The following is a 21,274-nucleotide window of genomic DNA, read 5'->3' as shown; positions in this document are numbered from 1 at the left end:
TCGGCGTGGGGGTGGCCGGTCCGGGCCGCACCGGGACGAGCTGATCGCAGTCCGTCGGCAGCGTCCGCCAGCCGCCGGCCGCTGTCGGCCGGTGCCAGACCGCTGATCGCAGCCACGTGTTCGGCACCTCGCACACCTTCCTCTACAGGTTTTGAAAAGGGCTGTCGCATCCCTCGACAACCCCATACGCCACACCCGATGCTTCCTCGTGGCACGAACGGGACAGGCCACGACTCCGGTTCAGGGACCGGTCGTCGATCGAATCGGAGAAGCCATGATCCGACGTAGAACACTGCTCACCGCCGCGGGCGGGACACTCCTCGGCAGCGCCCTGGCGACCGGCACCGCACGCGCGGACGCCACCATCGCCGTCAACCCCGGCACCTCGTACGGCACGTGGGAGGGCTGGGGCACCTCCCTCGCCTGGTGGGCCAACGTGTTCGGCGCCCGGGACGACTTCGCCGACGCCTTCTTCACCACCAAGTCGGTGTCGTACAACGGGACGACGCTCCCCGGCCTCGGCCTGAACATCGCCCGCTACAACCTGGGCGCGTGCAGCTCGAACAGCGTCGGCGGCGAGACGATGGTGAAGTCGCCCAACATCCCCGCCTTCAAACAGATCCAGGGCTTCTGGCAGGACTGGAACAACGAGGACCCCGCGTCCTCCGCGTGGAACTGGTCGGCGGACGCGAACCAGCGGGCGATGCTGGTGAAGGCGACGCAACGAGGCGCAGTGTCCGAGCTCTTCGCGAACTCCCCGATGTGGTGGATGTGCGCCAACCACAACCCGTCGGGCGCGTCGGGCGGCGGCAACAACCTCCAGACCTGGAACTACCGCCAGCACGCCTCCCACCTGGCGGCCGTGGCCCTGCGCGCGAAGTCGAACTGGGGCGTGAACTTCGCGACCGTGGACCCCTTCAACGAGCCGGCCTCGTCATGGTGGACCGCCACCGGCACCCAGGAGGGCTGCCACATGGACCCCGCGGTCCAGGCCGCCGTACTCCCCTACATGCGCAGCGAACTCGACAAGCGTGGCCTCACCGGCCTGCGCGTCTCCGCCTCCGACGAGACGAACTACGACACCGCCCGCTCCACCTGGGCCTCCTTCAACTCCACCACCAAGGGCCTGGTCAGCCAGGTCAACGTGCACGGCTACCAGGGCTCGGGCGGCCGTAGGGACCTCCTCTACACGGACGTCGTGACGACATCCGGCAAGAAGCTCTGGAACTCGGAGACGGGCGACAGCGACGGCACGGGCCTCACCATGGCGTCGAACCTCTGCCTCGACTTCCGCTGGCTGCACCCGACGGCGTGGGTCTACTGGCAGGTCATGGACCCGACGGCGGGCTGGGCGATGATCGCGTACGACCAGAACACCCTCCAGCCGACGACGGTCCAGACGAAGTACTACGTCATGGCCCAGTTCAGCCGCCACATCCGTCCCGGGATGCGGATCATCGACACCGGCGTGGGCTACGCGGCGGCGGCCTACGACGCGACCGCGAAGCGCCTCGTGATCGTGGCGGTGAACACCTCCACGTCCGCCCAGACCCTCACCTTCGACCTCTCCCGCTTCACCACGGTGACGGGCGGCTCGGGCGGCCTGGTCCCGCGCTGGAACACGGTCACGACGGGCGGCGACAAGTACAGGGCGTACTCGGACACCCGGCTGAGCGGAAAGTCGGTGGCGGTGCCGTTCGCGGCGAAGGCGGTGCAGACGCTGCAGATCGACGGGGTGACGATCTAGAACGGACGTCACGCCTCGGGACTACCTCCGGGACTACTCCGGGGCTCCGGTGACTACAGAGCCCCGGAGCCCCGGAGCCCCGGAGTCCGGGAGCCCGGGAGCCCGGGCGTCCGGGCGTCCGGGCGTCCGGGCGTCCGGGCGTCCGGGCGTCCGGGCGTCCGGGGAAGTGAACGCGCGAACGCGCGAGTCGTAGCCGGAACAAGGCGGACCCGGGCGGACGCAGGCGGACGCAGGCGGACGCAGGCGGACCGAGGCGGAACGAGCCGGTACGACCCCGCACAAGCCGGACGTGCGGGACGTGCCGGAACCCACGCCACCGCCCCCCGCGATCCGCCGATCCGCTTGCTGGCCTGGGGATACCTCTCCCTTTGCCACAGCCCGGCAGTACGGTGTCATGCATGCGCCCCGACACGCCTGCCGAGAACGTCGACCACACCGCCGAAGCGGCACGCCTGGAGCGGACCGCCGGCCTGTATCCCGAGGACGCCGAAGCCCTGCTCCTGCAGGCCGCGGCCCACCTGGAACTCGCCGGCGACCGCCCCGCCGCGAGCACGCTCTACGACCGTCTGCTGTCGTCACCGGACGGCTTGGAGAACCCCTTTCTCGTACGAGCCCTCAAAGCCTCGAACCTCTGGGAGTACGGCCACGAGGCCGAGGCCAGGGCGATCATCGAGGGCGTCCGCGCAGCGTCCCCGCGTGAGGCGGCCCCGTGGGTGATCGTGGCGGAGTCCCTGGAGGCGCACGACGAGCTGGAGGCGGCGCAGGAGACGTTCACGGAGGCGGTACAGCTGCTCCTCAGGGAGGACGCGCAGCCCCCGTACTCGACGCATCCCCTCCTGTTCGGCCGCCACCGGGTCCGCCGCATGCTGGGCGTCGGCCACGACGACTGGGACGTCCTGGCGGACACCCTCCACACCTCCCCCGTCTCCCTGGACGAACTCCACGACCCCAAGCGCGTCTGGTCCCTGGGCTCGGACAACCCGGCGGAACTGGCAGCGGAGATCTCAAGGCTGCGAGCGGAACTCGGTACCTACCGCGAGGCCCTGTCCCGCCCGTTCCCGGTAGCCGTACTGCACTGGCCGGCAGGCGAACTGACGGAACTCGTGTCGGCGTACCCGTCGCTGGCCTCGGAGTACCCCTCCCACGAGGAACACCTCGCGACCATAGAGTCCTCACTCCGCGAACTGGCCTCTTCGGGGACTCCGAACCTCGGCATCGTGACGGGCACTGTCCCGTCGTACGAGGCCTTCGCCGCGTCAGAGGGCGCGTCCCCGGAGGACGCGGCGCTGCTGCCGCAGTACGCGACGACGCTGGCGGCTCGGGGGCGGGCGGTGGTTTGGCCGCCGCAGCGGGGGGCGGGTTGCTGGTGTGGGTCGGGGCGGGGCTATGGGGAGTGTCACGGGGCGTGACACCCCCCGTTCCCGGCCGCAAGCCGCCAAGCCGACCCGGCGTGCAGGCGAGGCGCGACCGCGCCTCTTCTCACCGGTCGACTGAACACCGACGTCAGGGCCCTCGTGCTGGAGCGGCCCGGGTCAAGGGTGGCCCGAAGGGCCATCGCCGAAGGCGACGCGAAGCGCCCTTGAGTCGGGCCGTGGAAGCCTGACACTGGCCAAAGAAGCGGGTGGCCCCGACGGCACCCCGACCCACGCTGCTCGTCCGCGGCACTGTCCAGCTCACCACCGCCGAAGCTGACGTGCTTCCCCTGGTGATTCAACGCATTTCAGGCGCCGTGTCTCTCCAGTTCCATGGCCCAAGTTGCGACTCATGTGCCCAGGGCATCCGCACCGGACTACGCTCTGCGGTGTGTCCGTAAATCCCGAGTGGGAAGCTCCAGAAGGCTCCTGGGCCTCGTCCGCAGCCCGCCGTCGCAACATGCAGGCGATCCGGAGCCGTGACACTAAGCCCGAGAAACTGATCCGGCGGCTAGTCCACGCTCAGGGCCTGCGGTATCGCGTCGCTGCACGTCCCCTGCCAGACCTCCGCCGTACAGCAGACATGGTGTTCCGCGCAGCCAAGGTGGCGGTCTTCGTCGACGGCTGCTACTGGCATGGATGCCCAGAGCACTACGTCCCCCCGAAGACGAATCCCGGTTACTGGTCTCAGAAGGTCCTGCGCAACATGGAGCGTGATCGCGACACTGATCAGCGGCTTCTGGAGGCAGGGTGGCTAGTACTTCGCTTCTGGGAGCACGAGTCGGCTGAAGAGTGCTCGCTCGTGGTCTGCCAGGCGGTCGCCGGCAGAAGGGCCCGGTAGAGGAAAAGCGTCGTTGAACGCCCCTTCCGCAGGAGCGGCCTTAGACGTCTGATCCCAGCGCTTCTCCCAGCGATGTAAGAGTCCAGGCCACAGCCCATTTCCCTCTCCCCTACCCTGTCTCTAGCGAGTGCAGTGCCCAAGCGGCTTCCGTGGGGGGAGGCTGTCTAGCTGGGCTCGCGTCGAGCCACAGCGGGTGCAGGCGATCAGCCTCGACCGCGCGGAACACTGGGGGCAAGGTGGCGGTCGAGCGCACAAACCGCGACGTCCGGACACTCATCACACAGATCGCGGCCGGGGAGATCATGCTCCCTGAGATCCAGCGTGGATACGTATGGAAAGCTTCGCAGGTCGCAAGGCTCGTCGAATCGCTGTACCGCGGATATCCGGCTGGCTCTCTTCTCTTCTGGAAGACTGGACAGCCTGCTGAGACGCGAGGCGCAGCAATCGGCGTGCCTCAGGCCCTGCCGAGCGTTATGCCCCTTTATCTCCTCGACGGGCAGCAGAGACTCACCTCACTCTTCCGAGTGCTGACCGATCACCCGGACGCTCAGGTCGTCTTCAACATCGAGACTGAGGCTTTCCAGAACCAGAGTGCGGCGACTCGGCGGAACAAGAAATGGATCAAGATCTATGACGTTGCGGGTCCTGAGTCCGACGTCTTCGCGATTCACAGCGATCTCAAGGGGGCCGGGCTCGCCATCCCGGACCAGGAGATCGGGCGTCGTCTGAGCGCACTTCAGAAGATCACCCAGCGGGACTTCCACATGGAGGTGCTGCATGACTTCGAATACGAGGAAGTCGCAGACATCTTCGTCCGCGTGAACAGTGGTGGACGAGCACTCAAGACCACCGACCTCGCGCTCGCGACACTGTCCGCACGTACTCCCGGGTTCCTAGGGCAGTTGGAAGCCGAATCAGTCCACTGGGCTGAGCACGGGTACGGGGCTCTGGACGTCAACTTCCTCATCAAAGCTTTGACCTTGAGCCTGTCGACCACGGGCAAGCGATTGGCATCCGTAGCCAAGCTCACCGCTGCCAGCAAGGAAACGGTCGAAGCAGGGTGGGAAACGGTCCGCCGAGGCCTTGCCCGTGTCGTACCTCTCCTTGAGGAGAGGCTCCTAATCCCGACTACGGCCCTGGTCCCATCACTCGCCGCACTCCACCCGTTGATTCTCTACTACGGACAACACCCGGAAGGCGTAGAGGTCACCGATGAAGTGGAGAACGGTCTTCTCTACTGGTTCCTGGCCGCTACCGCCCGCAACCGGTATGGCGGTGCCTCGGACACAGCACTGACACAGGACATCAGGATGCTCGATGCTGAAAACCCTGTAGCAGCATTGCTATCTAACCTGGGAATCCGTGAAGGTGGCGTCTCCGTAACTGCCGACGACTTGGCCGGGCGCAACCACCAAAGTCCCTACCTGATGTTCTGCTATCTCGCAGCGGCACATGCCGGCGCTACCGATTGGTGGGACGGCGGCCCCATCTCCGGAGGCGTCGACAGGTCTGGCAAGCCGCAGTACAGCCTTGTGCATCCGGCCACGAAACTGCGCAACTACGGCAGCAAGTACTCATCCACGGAGATCAACGAACTCGCGAACATCGTGTTCGTCTCCGATCAGACGGCAAAGAACATCATCGGCAGTACCTCCCCGGCCGACTACCTGCAGAACGTGAGCACCAGCGACCGCGTAGCCCATGCGATTCCGAGCGACCCTGCCGTACTGGAAGCCGAGGGGTACCCTCACTTTCTCGTCGCCCGGCGGACCTTGCTCGCGGAAAGGATCACGGCACTCCTGGACCAGTTCCGGCCTGCTTTCCTGACGAAGGACATCACCGCGGCTGGGACCCGTGCACCACGGTCGTTCGTCCTCGCCTGGTACACCGGAGCCGGCCGCAGCGTACTCGTGGCAGAGGCTGAAGCTGATGGCCAGAGTTGGATGGGGTGGATTGACCCCTCGGACTTCGAGGCAGCACTCGATGCTGCCGCAACAGGCCTCGCCAGCGATGTGCCAGTCGGCGACGAGACAGCACCGCTACGCGTCGACGACGAGGGCAGCGTCACCTTTGCCCTCGGTCCGTTCATAGTTCGGGGCTCGCTCGATCAGTGGCGGACGGCAGTCAAAGATGCCTTTGAACACGCACAGCCGCTGGCCGAGTGCCCAGAACCCAACGACGATCAATGGCCCGCGGAACCAGAAGAGTTCCTGCTCTCGGACGCTGGAGTGCATGCCTAAGATACGGGCTGCCCCCTGAGAACCCCGGGCGCGGATTCGGCGAGCATCGGCGCGACGCTCGGAATCCCCGGCACAGGCACCTCGGGGGGTATGTCGAGACGGCACGACTGCCACCTCCCCCGGGCAGTGCGGTCCGAGGGTACGTGTTCGGTAATCCAGTCTCTTGGCACTGCGGCAACCGCGGATAGTTTCAGCTGGGGAGTGAGGCGGACTGTCACGAGTTCCCAAGCCGGGTCACGCAGCATGGTCTCGTATTCGTTGCGCGAGATGTAAACCGTGAGTCGGCCCCTCCGCACTGTGGTCTTCACTTCCAGGTGGGCCGAGTGCTGATAAGCATCAACGAAGATGTCGTATCCATAGCCGTCCGACCATGCTGCGACGTGCTCCACTCGGCCCTCCGCTGATTCGGACAGCAACTCAAGGAGCGCGAGTTCACCCGCTGTGCCGATCCGGGATCGCTCCTCGGTGTCTACCTTTCCCCACGCTGTACTCACTTGCGCGTAAGCCTCTTCTGGAGTGAGACCGAGGGTCTCGGCCGCGCGCAAGGCGTCTTCGGGGAGTTCGTCGGGCCTGCGAATGAGCAGGTCAGCATCTCTGAACCACGGCACCCCGCTATGAGCCATCGCAGCATTGAAGACTCTGCAGCTCACAGGCGCTCCGCTTTTCGCATCGCCCAGAAGCCCCGTTTCCCGGACCCAGGTGTAAGCAGCGTCGTACTGGGTTGGCGTGATGTCACTGTAGTCACCGTGTGTAGTGAACAGAGCCCGGACCCGTGCGACACCGCTAGCTGGAAGCCTCTCCAGCCAGCGAACTGCCGCACGCAGGACCGGCTCAGGCGGCACGGGCACGGAGGTGACCCATCAGCGCCTGGAGATCTCGGTGGTCGAGTCCACCGCCGATGGCCGGCTCCTCCTCAAGGTCAGCCAATTGCTGGACGGCCGGATCATCCAGAATGCTCCCCATGAATTGCAATTTGTCACTGAGCCGTTGATCAACGATTTCGTCGATCGTGCCCTCCGAAGCGAGCACCGTGATCCGAGTCTCCGCCTCCGGAGCAAGACCCAGGCGGTGAATGCGGTCGAGGCTCTGGAGGAAGCGGCCAGCAGCGAAGTCTCGGTCCACATAAACAGCGTCATGGCAGTGATGGTGAAGACTGATGCCTTCACCGAGGGTGCCAGGATTGGACAAGAGAACCAGGCAGTCAGGGTCGTATCGGAACCGCTTGATTGCCTCCTCACGGTCAGCATCGCCCATCGCCCCGTAGACCAGAGCAGGCGAAAACTCGCTGAGCATGCTTTCCAGCGTGTTGAGGCTCCGCACGAAGGTGGACCAGACGAGCGTCTTACGTCCTTGAGCGGCGTTCCGGCTAATGATTGCCAGTACCTCACGGTACTTCGGCGACATTTCGTAGTTCGGTAGGTCCCGCATCAGGTCGAACAGTGGCGTGCCCTCAGGCACGGAGATAGGAGGCACCTGATACGACAGCGGCTCATAACGCGTCGTGCCGACGGCGAGCAACGCCGGGCTCGTCGCCGCCATCAGCATGTAGACAATGACCTTGCCGAGAGCGAGGAAGTCTCCTTCCGAACCAGCGGCACGCGCGGAAAATCGCCCGACGAGCGCCTCGTACACCTCCTGGTGAAGAGGCGGCATAGCAACGGTGCGCAGGGTCGTGGAAACAGGCGGCAGTCCGAGTTCACCTTTGGTTGTGCGAGTGAACAGGGGGCGCAGAACCTGACTCGCTTTGGCGAGGTCCCCGCCAGCCACGGCCTGAATTACCTTCTGTCGCCCATGGCCAGGCCACACGAAGCCGAAAAGGTTCTCAAGATCCTTGACGCCGTTCGGAGCCGGCGTCCCGGTAAGGATCAGCCGGTGTCTGCTGCGAGGGCCAAGGGCGAGGCAGGCAGCACCATCCGTCCCGTCAGCTCCACGCTTCATCCGGTGCGCTTCGTCGAGCAAGAGCATGGATGGCCGTGCGGCTAGCCATTGGCCAAGTTCATTCACGACCCCGTCTTGACGTAGCCGCTCGTAGTTGACGATGAGTGCGTCCGCCGCCGGATCGGCGTCCCGCGAGAACACATCCATACGCAGCGGCTCACTCAGGCACTGCTGGTTCTCGTACTTCCAGGACTCGTAGCAGGACTTCGGCCCCACGATCAGGAGCCGCTCAATGCCCTTGGTCCGTCGCAGAGTCTGGAAAACGGCAAGGCCCACCCGGGTCTTGCCCGCGCCCGGAACGGAGAAGTTGGCGCCGTGGCGCAGGGACAGCAGTTTCGCAATGTCCCGACGCTGGAACGGCGTGAGATCCGCTATCCAGCCTGCGCCAAGCAGGCTGTTGACCTCCTCCGGGGCGACTTCTCCGTCCGGGCCAGCTGTCGGCTCAAGGCGTTTGGCGACGGTCTGTGCGTCGACGGCGGAGTCTGTGGCTAGTGCGGCTAGCTGAGGGTCCCAGGCGACGCTGGTGGGTGCTGGCCAAGTGGCAAGCGCCACCAGGTTCGTCAGGAGATCGTCAATCTCGACCTCCATGGTGCCTGGCGAGCGCTGGACACTGCTCTGGAATCGGAGGGCGAGGCGACGCAGCTCACCCTCGTATCCAGATCCAGCCCGGAGCCGGGCTCGAGTCACACCGTCGCCGAAGCCGATCTCCAGGCTCGGAGCAGAAGACTGCTCGGCCATCAGTTCTCCCGTGTCGCGTCGAGCAGCCAGGCAACACCGTCCCCAGGCGAACTGAAGGTACGCCCTGCCTGCTTCGCGAGACGGGCAAGGCTGGCCTTCAACGTAAGCAACGCGTCGTCAAAGGCGTCCTCGTCGAGCGCGCGCTTGGCCCTGGCATCCGCGAACTCCGCGGCACACTGGTTGACGTAGTCAGCGGCATCGGTGAGACGCGCAGGGACAGCAACCTGGCGCTTCTGGAGTTCGGCGTTCGCCCCTGCCATCTTGACGGCGACATCGAACGTCTTGCGGGCCGACTTGATGAGCGCATCAGCCTTAGTCACGGCTGGTGCATCCAGCTTGTCGCCGGCTTGCGCTGCCGCCTTCGCCTGGAGCAGGGCATCCGTAAGAGCTCGCGTGGTCTTCACTGCCGCAGTAGCGTCCGGGATCGCGACGCCTGAGAGACCCGGGATCGAAACGGCAGCGGACTCCTGTACCGCGGGCCGCAGCTCATCGGGCAGACGCTCTTCGAGGTACCGGCTGTGAAAGTCAGCTTCCGCGAGGCGCACAGTCGTCTTCGCGTAGTTCAGCACCACCATGGCCAGACGCGATTCTTTGAGCTGTTCAGCAGCGTCCGCGTCGGTCTTGGCCAGCTTGGTGTAATCACGGTGAAGCTCGCGGAGCTTCTCCTGGTGGTCCTCGAAGTCGACCAGCCGCAGTACAGCACCGTTCGTGGTCTGGCTGCGGTCAATCGCATCAATGATCAACTGATAGACCCAGCGGTCCTGCTGGAGAGTCGTCTTCTTGATGTTGAAGTCACGAGCCACGTCCTCCTCGCGACGGCCATCGGCAAGCTGGTCTTCGATCGCGATGAGACGGTTAATGTACGAGTACTCGCGACGCCTGTCGCGGCGCAACTGCAGAGCAAGCTCAACACTGTTGATATCGCGACGGGACGTATCAGCAGGGAGGACGCCCACCCGGATGTCCCTGATGCCGAGATCCTTCAGCGCGGCACAGCGGGTGTTTCCGTCGACGAGGATGCCGTCCGGGCTGATGATCCCAGGCTCCCGCTGCCCTACGTCGTCCAGCTCGTCTTGCAGTGCAACGTAGTCCGGGTCGGTCTGGTTGGGGTTTGAGGGCCGACAACGTAGCAAGTCATGCAGATACGTTTGTGCGGCTTCACTCCACGGCTCTTCCTCCAGGACCCGGTTGCGCTCCGGGTCCAGAGTGCGCTGCGCGCGGATGCGGTGGGTGTCAGGGTTGAAGTAGAGCATGTCGACCGGCATTGAGATGACGTGCAAGTGCTTCTGCTCACCGCGCCACTCGACGGTGATCTTGGCGCCATCTTCAGCCATGGCTTGTTTCAGCCGTTCGTCCACCAGCGAGCGAATCTTCTCGCCCTCGGGCGGGACGCCGAACTTCACGGCCATAATCAGAGCCTCCAAGGAACCAGACGCAGCGTGCCCCAGCATCATGGCAGGACCTGCTGACAGAGGGTGTGCCGATAACCCACAATCAGCGTCTCGATCACTTGGAGAACGGAGCAAGAAGTGACGCTGCCAGCCTGGGACGACCCTGACCTCAAGGCCGGAACCATGGTCCGCGGAGCGCTTTGGCTCGTCCAAGTCATCGGCGAAGGGCAGACCTTCACCAAGGAACAGATCCGCAATGCTTTCCCTGGGATCTCGCAGGCGGACCGGCGCATACGCGACCTCCGCGACTACGGCTGGGTCATGCTGACCAACACCGAGGACGCCACCCTGACAGCCGAGGACCAGCGCTTCGAGAAGGCAGGAGTCCCGGTGTGGGACCCAGTGGCGCGGCGGGCGGCGATACCGCAGAAGACTGTCTCCAGCAAAGAGAAGCAGGCCATCATGGCCCGGGATCACTACATGTGCACGATCTGCGGCATCTCCGGAGGCGAGTCCTATCATGACGACTCCAACCAAACCGGTGTGCTCTCAGTCACCAGGCGAACGACGGTCTTGCCCGACGGCAACGAGGAAACCCTCCTTGTCACCGAGTGCAAGCGCTGCCGCTCCGGCTCAGACGGAAGCCCCGCACGTGCCGACGAAGCCCTGGCAGAGATCAAACAACTCGACTCCGGTGACCAACGCCGCCTCCTCCGGTGGATGGAACGGGGCCGTCGCGGCACTACGCCGCTCGAGCGCGCTTGGAACACTTACCGGCGCTTGCCGGCCGACGCTCGGGACGAGCTGCGGTCGGCGCTCCAACGTTGACGGACAGATCGCCTGCCAGCGTGTACGAAGGGAGAGGCCGCGGCGAGTGTTGTCACTGGGGCGCCGTAGACTTCAAATCTTGTCCGCCTCGCCGAGCCATTCGCCCTCGTCCGCTGAAGTGCTGCCGCTAGGGTGCAGCCGGGTTCACGCGGAGTTGGACACCTGTTATGTCTGTGGGACCGAGCGCACTAGTGCTCCCCCTGCGCTGGCTCAGCCCGCGCACTTGGAAGGAGATCGCGATGTCGGCGGCGGAACACAAGCAGAGACTCGAAGTCGTCGAGATCTGCGCCGGCGCCGGTGGTCAGTCCTTCGGGCTGCATCGGGCCGGGTTCACCCACCGGCTCGCGGTCGAGCTGGACGCCCAGGCAGCCCACACGCTGGATCAGAACCTTCGCCGAGTCCTTAAAGAGGACGGCGTAGATGTACCCACCCACCTGGTAGCCGTCGGCGATGTGGCAGATCCCAGCGTATGGGACCCGGATTCCCATCAGGGAGTTGCACTCTTGGCGGGTGGCGTCCCCTGCCCTCCGTTCAGCATCGCGGGAAAGCAGTTGGGCTCAAGTGACGAGCGCGACCTGTTTGCCTGGGCTATTGAGCTCTGCGGCCGAATCAAGCCCAAGGCGCTACTCCTTGAGAATGTGCGCGGCCTCAGCGCGAACCGGTTTTCCGGCTACCGACAGGCCGTACTAGACAAGCTCCACGAGTTTGGCTACATCGCCTTCTGGAAGCTGCTTCAAGCTTCAGATTTTGGCGTTCCCCAGCTACGTCCACGTTTCGTCCTGATCGCACTGCAGCCCGAATACGCCGAATACTTTAGGTGGCCCCAGGAGCGTTCCAAGAAACCGCCCACGGTGGGCGAAGTACTCTTCGACCTCATGGGCGAGAATGGCTGGGGCGAAGAGGAAGTCGCCGCCTGGGCCCAAAAGGCTAACGCCATCGCCCCTACCATCGTGGGTGGCTCGAAGAAGCATGGCGGCGCCGATCTCGGCCCGACCCGGGCAAAGAAGGCCTGGGCTGATCTGGGTGTCGACGCTATGGGCATCCAAAACGAAGCACCGGTTCCAGGGTTCAAACCCCGCGAGGGTGTTACTGGGCCGAAGCTGACAACCAAAATGGTCGCAAGGCTTCAGGGCTGGTACGACGAGTTCGGCGAATGGGAGTTCCTGGGGCGTAAGACGTCGGTGTACCGGCAGATCGGTAACGCCTTCCCTCCGCCTGTAGCCAAGGCGCTTGGGGAAGCCATCAGGGATGCGCTTCTCCAGAAGGGGGATCCGCGCCCTCTAGTCGAGACCTCCAGCACTGTCCACGACCCTGTGTACAAACTGCTGCGGCAGCAAACCCGCCCGCTTACTGCCGAGCAGATCATCACCAAGCTCTCGAAGACCGGCGTCTCCATGGACCAGCCTGAAGTAGAGCGGCGGTTGAACCACTTGGGGCACGACTTCGAGCTGGAGAAGACGGAGCGCAAGTCCGGCGAACTTGCCTACAGTCTCGGACAGTTCAAGGCTTTTGTCGGCCAGGATGGCCATCAGCGCCACGACTTGTTTACACAACACCGGGCAAAGATCAGCTAAGGCTGCCGTCAGTAAGCTAGGCCGTGACCGGTATGACCTCCCGGCGCAGCCATGCACCGAACCATGCGGCCTCGCAAGCACTCACGTCCCGCAGGGTGGCGCGCCCTCGGGATCTTCCTTGGCGAAGCCCTCAGCTCCGCGCCATGAAGAATGAAGCCGAAGTGGAGATGTGTCCGCGGCCAGCGCCCCTTTGGGCTCGTCTCGTCCCAGAATTTGGCGAACTCCTCTCCGTTTCTCCGGTGAAGAGCCTGAGAGAAACCCTCCAGGGTCATGCCCCAGCTCTCCTGTGCTCCGGGGCCGAAGATGAACAGGATCCCCACCGCTTCAAGCAACCCGAAGCTCCCACTTCATCCCTGGCATCCCGCCGATCCAGCAGGTGTGGGCCCGGTTTGAGACATGGAGCCTTACCTTGTCGATGTCGGGCTGCCCCGCATCCCTCCAGCCCGTGAGGGTCTGCTCGACCCTGTCCCACAGCGCGACTGGACCGCCCTGGCGAACCGTCCACCCGGACGTGGCGTCCGTGAAGGCGGCGAAAGACTCCCGCTCGGCGTCGAACAGGTAGAGCAGCCGTGACCCACTGCCGTCCACCGCCCGAACGAACTGAGTTCCAGGAACAGCGAGTTGTGTGAGAAACGCCGGCATCCACTCCTCCAGCAGGGTCGGCGGAACCGTGACCGGGCGCTCGGTGTCCGCGTAGGCGGTGCGAGCCGAGAGATCGCCGGCCAACGGAGCCGCCGCCTGCGAGCGGGCCTGCATGAAGGAAGAGCGGCCAATGAAGCGCCCCTCTGCCGTGCCCTCCTCGTTCACGGTCACCTTCGCCAAACCAGCTCCATACGGCCAGGATCCGACCGTGGCGAGGATGATCCCGCCGGGCTTGGTCTGCCGGACCCAGGCGTACGGGATGCGGCGCACCGCGCAGGTGGCGATCACTCGGTCGTAGGGGGCACGGTGAGGGTGGCCGAGGAGACCGTCGCCGGTCACGGTCCAGGTGGAGTAGCCGGCCTCTTCCAGTGCGGCGTCCGCGCGGGCGGCGACCTGCGGGTCCACCTCGATCGTGGTGACGTTGTCCTCGCCCAGGCGGTGACACATCAGCGCGGTGGAGTAGCCAGTGCCGGTACCGATCTCCAGAACCGTCTGTCCGGCGCCCAGCTCCAGGTCCTCGAGCATGCCGACTACTGTCACGGGCGTGGTGGAGGAAGATGTTGGCACTCCGGTGACAGGTTCAGCGGCCTCATCGGCGGTCAGGTGACCGTCGAGTTGGGTGGCCAAGGACTGATCAATGTAGGCGGTCTGCACCCATTCCTCCGGGTCTGTACCGAGCGCGGTCACGGGACGCCACCGTCCACCGTCGACCGGCAGGAAAACACCCGGGTTGAGGAACAACTCCCGCGGCACAGCCTCTACCGCCGCTCGCCACTCCCGGCTCTTGAGAGCCCCAGCTGCTTCCAGCCGGTCGGCGAGCGCCCGCCGCTGTGGTGCACTGTCAGGCAAGTGCATCAGCTTCTCCTTCTGCAAGTGCTCCCTGTACGAGCAGTTGGGCGAAAGCCGCCGCCATCTCCAGCCCGGTTTTCTCCTCCAGCCAGCCCCACTGTCCGTTGGGATTCAGCTCCAACCAGTGGAACGCGCCATCGCTGTCCACGGCCAGGTCGAAGGACCCGGAGGCCAGGCCGAAGTGGTCCAGATAGGCGTGCAGGGTCTTCTCCAGGCGGTTCGGCAGGTCTACCACGCTGTACGTGAGCGCGCCGTAGTCCCTCCGCCAGTCCAAAAGGTCGGAGTCGATGCGCACGGCGAACGTACGCCGTCCCACGATCAGTACGCGGAGGTCCGCGACCTTGTCCACACGGGCCTGGAACAGGTGCGGAGTGATGCACACGGTCTCGTCCAGTTCCTCGGCCCGGACCGGTTCCGCCCACGAGGTGAAGCCGACACCGTCTCGCTGGTACGGGGTCCAGCGCAGCGTCTTGTGGATCACTTGACGATGTTCACGGATGAACCGGCGCGCCTCGTTGGGATCGTTCGTCACAAGCGTCGGCGGCACGCTCAGGCCCATTCGGTGAGCCATCGCGAGTTGTGTGGGCTTGTAGTCGGCGGCCCCGTTTCTCAGCGGATGGTTCAGCCACAGGCAGCCTTGCAGGCCGTAGAGGGTGCCGCCCAGTCCGTATCGGACTTGGGCGGCGGCGAACTGCGCGTCAGGGTCCTGGAGATGTTCGAAAGTAGGCCAGACGGGCCGCCGCCAGTACACCGCGCCCACACGTTCCAAGCCGACGATTCTCGACGGAGTGCGGATCTGCCCCATCGCTGGGGACGGACCGATTCCGAATCGAGCCGACACCGTGAGGCCGCCCACGCCGACATCGGCAGGATTGAAACGGACCACTGGCACGCCCCGCCGGTTGATGTGGGCAATGACCATGTCCGCGGTGACGTCGTTCGCCTCGGTGGCCACCAGCACCGCCCTCTCCTCGGTCATCGCGATCAGTCCTGCTGACTGTCCTGGTCGTGCCCCTGGTCGGGCTGGGAGTCCAGGTTGGTGGAGGTTGACGTCGCCGTGGCAGAGCTGGTGCCGTGCTTGCCCATCTCGACCACCTGGCTCAAGTGGTCGTAGAACACTCCCGTCTGTGTCGTGGGATCGATGGTGACGGTGGTGAACGGCTGCTCAACCGTCACCGGGTAGGGCGCCAGTCGGCCGATACCCCAGGGGCGGACAGGGACGAGTTGCTTCCGGGTGTGGTTCTTGGTCACGGGGTCTCCTTCTGCTTCCGAGTGAAGTGGACGTTGCCGAGACGAGGCCGCCACGCGGTGTGCGTTTGCCTCGTGCAAGGCGACGCGTGTGAGGAGATCCACCAGGTCGCCCTCACCGGTACGAACCTGCGTCTCCCGTTCCATGCGGAACGCCTTACAGGCAGGACAGTCGGCTCTCATCGATTGCGGCTTTCCACGTCGAGGAACGCTTCCGTGCACCGTGCGAGGTTCACGAGGCGCTGCCAGGCCGCGAAAGAGCTCACCTCTGCCTGCGGCGACTCGTCGAGAAGGCGGGCACCAAGGCGGCGCATCACCCGTACCGCCTCCCGGTCGTCGCTCTGGGTCTCGCTGAGGAGCGAACGGAGCATTCTGGAAATGCTCTCGGTGCGCCGCACGGTGTCCGACAGGGGAGGTACGTCCAGTCTCGGCTGGTTGATCGCGCGGGCCTCGGCGAGGAACGTGGCGCGGTCGAGTCGCTGGGTCTCTGTCAGTTGGTGCGCGATCTCCACGATTGACTCCCGTAGTCGTGTTCGTCCTGTCACAGACAGTGAACGACGGGACGCCTAGTGACCGGCAGGAAAAACAGCCCTGGTTCGGTCCGCGTTCAACCGGAAAAACTGACTCGCTCTTTAGCTACGTCCGGGCGTGGAAGACGAGCCGACCCTACGGTGGTCGATGTGACGGCGGCGAACGAACAGCTCCAGGCGCTCATGCGTGAATTAGGCCTCACGCAGGAGGAGTTGGCGGAGGCGATGAACGCCGCGATTGAGCAGTTCACGGGCAGACGCGGCACCGTATCGGCTCGCACGATCCATAACCTCACCGCCGGAAAGACCCGGTGGCCGCAGGCCAAGCAACGCCTGGCGTTGGAGGCAGTATTTGGATGTACCGCAATCGAGTTGGGGTTCAAGCCCCACGCCCGATCTGTGGTCGCCCGTCCGACGTCCACAAGCAAGCAGCACCATGGGGAGGAGCCCGTGCTCCGCCGAACCTTCCTCACGACCGCCTCCGCCGCCGCTCTCAAGCCCCTCGCTCCCACTCCAGCGTCAGACACGGAGTGGTCGGGCCGAGTGGGCCAGTCCGACGTGAGCCGGCTCGCCGCCCAGTTCGCGCTGATCATCGCCAACGACAACACGACTGGCGGAACTCACCAGGTCGAGCAGGCCGCGCTCGACTGGTCCCAGCAGGCATTGCACCTTCAAAGGACGAGGTCCGCCTCTCAGCGGGTACGCGGGCAGCTCTACGGCCTGGCAGCATCCTTCACCGGCTCAGCGCTGTGGGCCGCCATCGACGGCGGCCGCCTCGACCAGGCGCAACGGCATCTGAACGAGGCCGTCGCCCTCGCCGGCCTCTCCGGTGACCCCGCAATCCAGTTCCGCACGTGGGGACACGCCGGAGCCTTGTACCGGAACCTGGGCCAGTACAGCAGTGCCCTCGCCGCCGACGAGGCCGCAAAACGTACCCGTGCCGCCCGCGACTCGCTCTACGCCTCCCTCGTACACGCACGTACCGCGGTGCACCACGCGGATCTACGAGACCAGCAAACCGCCCTGCGGTGCCTTGGCTTCGCCGAGACCGCATTGGCCAGGGCGGACACCGATGCCGCACGACCGGTGTGGTTGCGGTTCTACGACTCGGCCGAGTTCCACCTACTCGCCCTCACCACAACCACCACGCTCGGCCTGTGGGAGCAAGCGGAGGCGCATGCCCATCACACCCTTGCGAAACTGCGGCCCGATATGAAGCGCAACCGGGCCCTCACGTACGCCTACCTCGCCCACGCCCAGCTCGGCCAACGCGAGGCTGAGCTCGCCGTAGCCACTGCGTACAAGGTCCCTGCCCAGGCGAGGCAGGGGCGCACCGCCCGCCTGTTGAACGCCTTCGGGCACCGGCTCCACGCCCTCGCCCCTGACGCCCCCGCCACCCGCGAATGGTTCGAAAAGGAGCTCCTGTGAGTCTTGAGCTGCGGCACTACACCGATGTCGAGCCAGTACGACAGACGATCGTGGACATCCATGTAGAGGTCCGTCAGCGCGACCTGGGCCTCACCGGTCCCTTCTATGCCGCCGAACGATTCAATGATCGGCTGACAGGACACAGCTCCGTGCTCGGCTGGGAAACAGTCATCGCCTACGACGGGATCGAGCCCGCCGGTTTTGCCTACGCCACCCCGCTCGGTTCCAGCACCCGCTGGTGGTCATCCATGACCACCCCGCTTCCCGACGGGTACACGGTCGAGACGGGCAAGCGCACCCTCGCGCTGAACGAGATCGTGGTCCGCCGCCCCTGGCGTGGCACAGGCCTCGCACATCGCATCCACGAAGAGCTCTTGGCCGGCAGAGGTGAGGATCGGGTCACCCTCCTCGTCAATCCGAAGGCGGGAGACGGCAAAGTCCAGGCTCTCTATGAGGGTTGGGGATACGAGAAGATCGGCGAGCAGCAGCCTTTCGCAGACTCCCCCGTGTTCGCCGCGATGATGCGCGATCCACTGCGGCAGCGATGACCGCCCTTGGTTCACGGTCAATGCCCGAAGGGAAGAGGCGGTCACTGGCGGATGCGCCGGTGGAAGGTCGAATCCCGCACGCCCCCGCCGGTGTCACCCTCAGTGAACCGAAAACCCCCCATCCACAAAGATCGACTGCCCGGTGACATACCCCGACCCCCGCCCCGCCAGAAACACCGCCGCGCCCGCGAAGTCCTCGGCCAGCCCGTTGCGGCCGGTCATCGTGCGGGCGCCCAGGGCCGCCACCTTCTCCGGGTCGGAGGAGAGCCGGGTGTTGAGGGGGGTCATGACGAAGCCGGGGACCAGGGTGTTGCAGGTGACGCCGTGGGGGGACCATGCCTCGGCCTGGGAGCGGGCCAGGGACTCCAGGGCCCCCTTGGAGACGCCGTAGGCGCCGCTGTGGACGAACGCGCGGTGGGCCTGTTGGGAGGTGATGTGGATGATCCGGCCGAAGCCCCGCTCGGCCATGCCGGGTCCGAAGCGCCGGCCCAGCAGGTAGGGCGCCTCCAGGTTCACCGCCATCGTGATGTCCCAGACCTCGTCGCCCAGCTCGTCCATCGGCGGCCGCAGGTTGATCCCGGCGCTGTTGACGAGGATGTCGGGCTCGCCGAACGCCTCGGCTGCCTGGTCCGCCGCCGCGCGCACTCCGTCGCGGGTGCTCAGGTCGGCGCTCACCCAGGCCGCGCGGCAGCCGGCCGCGGTCAGCTCGTCGACGGTGGCGGCCAGTTCCGGTTCCCTGCGCGCCACGATCACCACGCTCGCCCCGGCTCGGGCGAGGGCCCCGGCGATGGCCCGGCCGATGCCGGAGCTGCCGCCTGTCACCACGGCGACCCGGCCGTCCAGCGAGAACAGTTCGGAGAGGTAGGTCTGCGAGGTCGTCATCTCCGCACCCTAAACGGCGTCTGCATGGCGACCCGTACCCGGTCCGGTCGGTGTCGAGGCGGTCGGCTTTCCTGTCTCCCTGCGGCGTCGGCACCGCGGTAGAAACCGCTTCAGCTGTGTCAGTGGTCTCTGTTAGCTTCATGCGGCTCGTGTGATCCGCGAGCCTCAAGGGCGAACAGGAGTGGGGCAGTTGACAGGAAGACACATGGCTGGAAGACGACTGGCCGGGAGGCGGCCGGCCGGAAGACGAAGAACCGCGTCCGCGCAGCTGGCGGCGCTGTGCTGTGCGGCGGCGGTCGTGGTGTCGGGGACCGGCATGTCCGGCACGGCGTACGCGGCGGAGAACCTGCCGCCGAAGCAGCCGCTCGTGCAGGACCTGCAGACGGGGACCAAGGCGTGCGCGACCGGTGAGAACCGGGCGTACGTCGGGGCGCCGCCGACGCTCGGGGCCGTCCTGTACGACCCGGAGGAGGACAACCAGCCCGCCGAGGCCAACATGGTCAGGGGTGAGTTCGAGGCGTGGTGGACGGATGCGTCCGGGGTCGAGCAGCGCCGGACGTACACGTCCTACGAGACGTTGTCGGGGTCGCGGCTGCCGTGGCGGATGCCGGACGACATCCCGGCTAACACGGTGATCTCCTGGCACGTCCGCGCCGACGACGGCAAGGCGACCTCCGCCTGGAGTTCTGAAGGCGGCGGCTCCGTCTGCGAGTTCGTGTACGACGACGCCAGTCCGGAGAAGGCGGTCGTCACCTCTCCCGACTTCTCGGAGGAGCAGACCGGGGGCGGCGTCGGCGTCTACGGCAGCTTCACCATGGACTCCCCGTCACCGGACGTCGTCGAGTACCGCTACGAGTTCATCGGCGGCCCGTACGGGAGTGCCCGGCCGGACGAGATGGGCGGTCCCGCCACCATCCGGTTCCTGCCGCTCCAGGCCCGCCCGGACTACCTGAGCGTCCGCGCGATCGACCGCTCGGGGCGCAGCAGCGGGACGACCACGTACTGGTTCCGGGTCCCGAGCGGTCGCGCACCCGTGGCCCACTGGAAGCTCGACGACGCGGCGGGAGCCACCAGCGCCGCCGCCGAGACGGGCACCGCCGCTCGCGCCGGGAGCGGCGTGACCTTCGGCGGTCCGGCACCCCGGGGCACCGGCGCCACCGCCACCGTCGCCCTGGACGGCAGCCGCCACGGCTTCCTCACTCCGGACGCCCCGGCCGTCGACACCGGCAAGACCTTCGCCGTCAGCGCCTGGGTGCGGCCCGCGCAGACCGACCGGACGATGACCGTCGCCGGCCAGGACGCGGGCGACACGACCGGCTTCCGCCTCGGACTGAGCAGCCCGGACTCCGGGCCCACCTGGACGTTCGGCATCGGCGGCGCACGGGTGTCGGGCGGTGCTCCGGAGACCGGTGAGTGGGCCCATCTGCTGGGGCTCTACGACGCGGAGACCGGCAAGGCGCAGCTTTACGTCAACGGCCGCCCGGTCGGCACCGCCGTCGAGGCCACGCCCGCCGGGGCGAACGACGCGTTCCAGATCGGCCGCGCCCGCAGCGGGTCCGGCTACCACGCGCGGTGGCACGGTGACATCGGTGACGTACGGGCGTACGACAGGGTCGTGGTGCCGGTAGAGGTGGCCGAACTGAGCCGCCGCACACCGAAGCTGCTCGGACACTGGTCGCTGGAGACCGCGGCGGACGGCACGAGCCCGGAGCAGCAGGGCGGGGCGCCGCTCAGGCTCGGCACCGGAGCGGCGATCTACCAGAGCTCCGACAGCTCCTGCATCCCGGATCTGGACCCCGACTGCACCTACACGCCGCCCGCCCTGGTCGGCGACGGGCACCTTCGGCTGGACGGCGACACCGGGCACGCCGTCGCCGAGGGCCCGGTGGTGGACACCGGGGACAGCTTCACCCTGGGCGTGGTGGTACGGCTGGCGGATGCCGAACCGGCCCACCCGATGACCGTGCTGTCCCAGGCGGGCGAGCACACCGACACCTTCAAGGTGCGCTACGAACCTTCCGAGCACGCCTGGCAGCTGATCATGCCGGAGAAGGACGAGGCCGGCGCCGCCGAGACGGTGGTGTCGCAGATCGAGTCGGCGGACGGCGGCGAGGGTCAGGGCCACCGCCTGGCCGTGGTCTATGACGACGCCACCGACACGGTCAAGCTCTTCCTGGACGGCTGGACCAACGCCCAGGCGACCGGGACCCTGCCGAACGGCTGGCGCAGCTCCGGGGCGCTCCAGATCGGCCGGGCGCAGGTCGGCGACGGCTGGGGCGAGTACCTGCACGGGGACGTCGACGAGGTGCAGGCGTACGCCGGCGCGCTGAAGGACGACAGGATCAGCGGTCTGGGCTGGGGGACGGACCCCTGCGTCGAGTGCTAGTCGGTCGGTAGTCGCTGACCGCCGGGCCGAGTGCGGGGCTGAGCGTCGGTAG

At 66.2% G+C, this 21,274-nt stretch carries 17 protein-coding genes; 9 read left to right on the top strand and 8 right to left on the bottom strand.

Features of this window, described 5'->3' with window-relative positions; genetic code table 11:
- The first annotated feature begins 274 nt into the window (after window positions 1–274).
- The 4 genes from ACWBNA_RS34275 (at window position 275) to ACWBNA_RS34260 (ending at window position 6,240) form a co-directional block, all read left to right on the top strand.
- Window positions 275–1,747, top strand: coding sequence for a glycoside hydrolase (locus ACWBNA_RS34275; protein ID WP_482708407.1), 1,473 nt, complete (start codon window positions 275–277; stop codon window positions 1,745–1,747).
- Window positions 1,748–2,145: 398 nt separating this feature from the next.
- Entirely contained in the window at window positions 2,146–3,156 is a 1,011-nt protein-coding gene (locus tag ACWBNA_RS34270; RefSeq protein ID WP_482708406.1) for an SEC-C metal-binding domain-containing protein, read from the top strand.
- Between the two features lie 355 nt (window positions 3,157–3,511).
- Window positions 3,512–4,000 carry a very short patch repair endonuclease gene (locus ACWBNA_RS34265; protein WP_482708405.1) on the top strand — a complete coding sequence of 163 codons (489 nt, stop codon included), beginning with the start codon at window positions 3,512–3,514 and terminating at the stop codon, window positions 3,998–4,000.
- A gap of 236 nt (window positions 4,001–4,236) precedes the next feature.
- Window positions 4,237–6,240 (top strand): GmrSD restriction endonuclease domain-containing protein, encoded by a 2,004-nt coding sequence (locus ACWBNA_RS34260; protein ID WP_482708404.1) that lies wholly within the window; start codon window positions 4,237–4,239, stop codon window positions 6,238–6,240.
- Here the strand turns inward: ACWBNA_RS34260 and ACWBNA_RS34255 are convergent.
- The 3 genes from ACWBNA_RS34255 to ACWBNA_RS34245 are packed head-to-tail and all read right to left on the bottom strand — an operon-like array spanning window position 6,237 to window position 10,325.
- Window positions 6,237–7,088 (bottom strand): protein NO VEIN domain-containing protein, encoded by an 852-nt coding sequence (locus ACWBNA_RS34255; RefSeq protein WP_482708403.1) that lies wholly within the window; start codon window positions 7,086–7,088, stop codon window positions 6,237–6,239. The two genes, ACWBNA_RS34260 and ACWBNA_RS34255, sit on opposite strands and share 4 nt — an antisense overlap.
- Window positions 7,072–8,916, bottom strand: a complete 1,845-nt coding sequence (locus ACWBNA_RS34250) for a DEAD/DEAH box helicase (protein WP_482708402.1) — start codon at window positions 8,914–8,916, stop codon at window positions 7,072–7,074. Before ACWBNA_RS34250 ends, ACWBNA_RS34255 begins: the two co-directional genes overlap by 17 nt.
- Window positions 8,916–10,325 (bottom strand): transcriptional regulator, encoded by a 1,410-nt coding sequence (locus tag ACWBNA_RS34245; RefSeq protein WP_482708401.1) that lies wholly within the window; start codon window positions 10,323–10,325, stop codon window positions 8,916–8,918. Before ACWBNA_RS34245 ends, ACWBNA_RS34250 begins: the two co-directional genes overlap by 1 nt.
- 120 nt (window positions 10,326–10,445) lie before the next feature.
- Here ACWBNA_RS34245 and ACWBNA_RS34240 point away from each other — a divergent pair, with 120 nt between their 5' ends.
- Both ACWBNA_RS34240 and ACWBNA_RS34235 read left to right on the top strand, forming a co-directional pair.
- Window positions 10,446–11,135, top strand: coding sequence for a hypothetical protein (locus ACWBNA_RS34240; RefSeq protein ID WP_482708400.1), 690 nt, complete (start codon window positions 10,446–10,448; stop codon window positions 11,133–11,135).
- Window positions 11,136–11,374: 239 nt separating this feature from the next.
- Window positions 11,375–12,709 (top strand): DNA cytosine methyltransferase, encoded by a 1,335-nt coding sequence (locus ACWBNA_RS34235; protein WP_482708399.1) that lies wholly within the window; start codon window positions 11,375–11,377, stop codon window positions 12,707–12,709.
- A 324-nt stretch (window positions 12,710–13,033) separates the two neighbouring features.
- Here the strand turns inward: ACWBNA_RS34235 and tgmC are convergent, their stop codons facing one another.
- The 4 genes from tgmC to ACWBNA_RS34215 all read right to left on the bottom strand — a co-directional run bounded on the left by tgmC (window position 13,034) and on the right by ACWBNA_RS34215 (window position 15,960).
- The gene (gene tgmC, locus ACWBNA_RS34230; protein ID WP_482708398.1) at window positions 13,034–14,206 is read right to left on the bottom strand and encodes an ATP-grasp peptide maturase system methyltransferase; all 1,173 of its coding nucleotides are present in this window, start codon (window positions 14,204–14,206) and stop codon (window positions 13,034–13,036) included.
- Entirely contained in the window at window positions 14,193–15,179 is a 987-nt protein-coding gene (tgmB, locus tag ACWBNA_RS34225; protein ID WP_482708397.1) for an ATP-grasp ribosomal peptide maturase, read from the bottom strand. Before tgmB ends, tgmC begins: the two co-directional genes overlap by 14 nt.
- Before the next feature lie 5 nt (window positions 15,180–15,184).
- A complete protein-coding gene (gene tgmA / locus ACWBNA_RS34220; protein WP_482708396.1) occupies window positions 15,185–15,451 on the bottom strand; it encodes a putative ATP-grasp-modified RiPP in 267 nt (88 codons plus the stop codon).
- Window positions 15,452–15,627: 176 nt separating this feature from the next.
- Window positions 15,628–15,960, bottom strand: a complete 333-nt coding sequence (locus ACWBNA_RS34215) for a hypothetical protein (protein WP_482708395.1) — start codon at window positions 15,958–15,960, stop codon at window positions 15,628–15,630.
- Window positions 15,961–16,128: 168 nt separating this feature from the next.
- Between ACWBNA_RS34215 and ACWBNA_RS34210 the strand changes: the two genes are divergently transcribed.
- On the top strand, window positions 16,129–17,406 hold the full coding sequence (locus ACWBNA_RS34210) for a helix-turn-helix transcriptional regulator (protein ID WP_482708394.1): 1,278 nt from the start codon (window positions 16,129–16,131) through the stop codon (window positions 17,404–17,406).
- Window positions 17,403–17,954 carry a GNAT family N-acetyltransferase gene (locus ACWBNA_RS34205; RefSeq protein WP_482708393.1) on the top strand — a complete coding sequence of 184 codons (552 nt, stop codon included), beginning with the start codon at window positions 17,403–17,405 and terminating at the stop codon, window positions 17,952–17,954. Before ACWBNA_RS34210 ends, ACWBNA_RS34205 begins: the two co-directional genes overlap by 4 nt.
- A gap of 99 nt (window positions 17,955–18,053) precedes the next feature.
- Here the strand turns inward: ACWBNA_RS34205 and ACWBNA_RS34200 are convergent, their stop codons facing one another.
- Window positions 18,054–18,836 (bottom strand): SDR family NAD(P)-dependent oxidoreductase, encoded by a 783-nt coding sequence (locus ACWBNA_RS34200; RefSeq protein WP_482708392.1) that lies wholly within the window; start codon window positions 18,834–18,836, stop codon window positions 18,054–18,056.
- Between the two features lie 316 nt (window positions 18,837–19,152).
- Between ACWBNA_RS34200 and ACWBNA_RS34195 the strand changes: the two genes are divergently transcribed.
- The gene (locus ACWBNA_RS34195) at window positions 19,153–21,222 is read left to right on the top strand and encodes a laminin G domain-containing protein (protein WP_482708450.1); all 2,070 of its coding nucleotides are present in this window, start codon (window positions 19,153–19,155) and stop codon (window positions 21,220–21,222) included.
- The last annotated feature ends 52 nt before the right edge of the window (window positions 21,223–21,274 follow it).

It is taken from the genome of Streptomyces sp. Q2, assembly GCF_056820935.1.
This window is presented reverse-complemented; position numbering and strand designations above follow the sequence as displayed.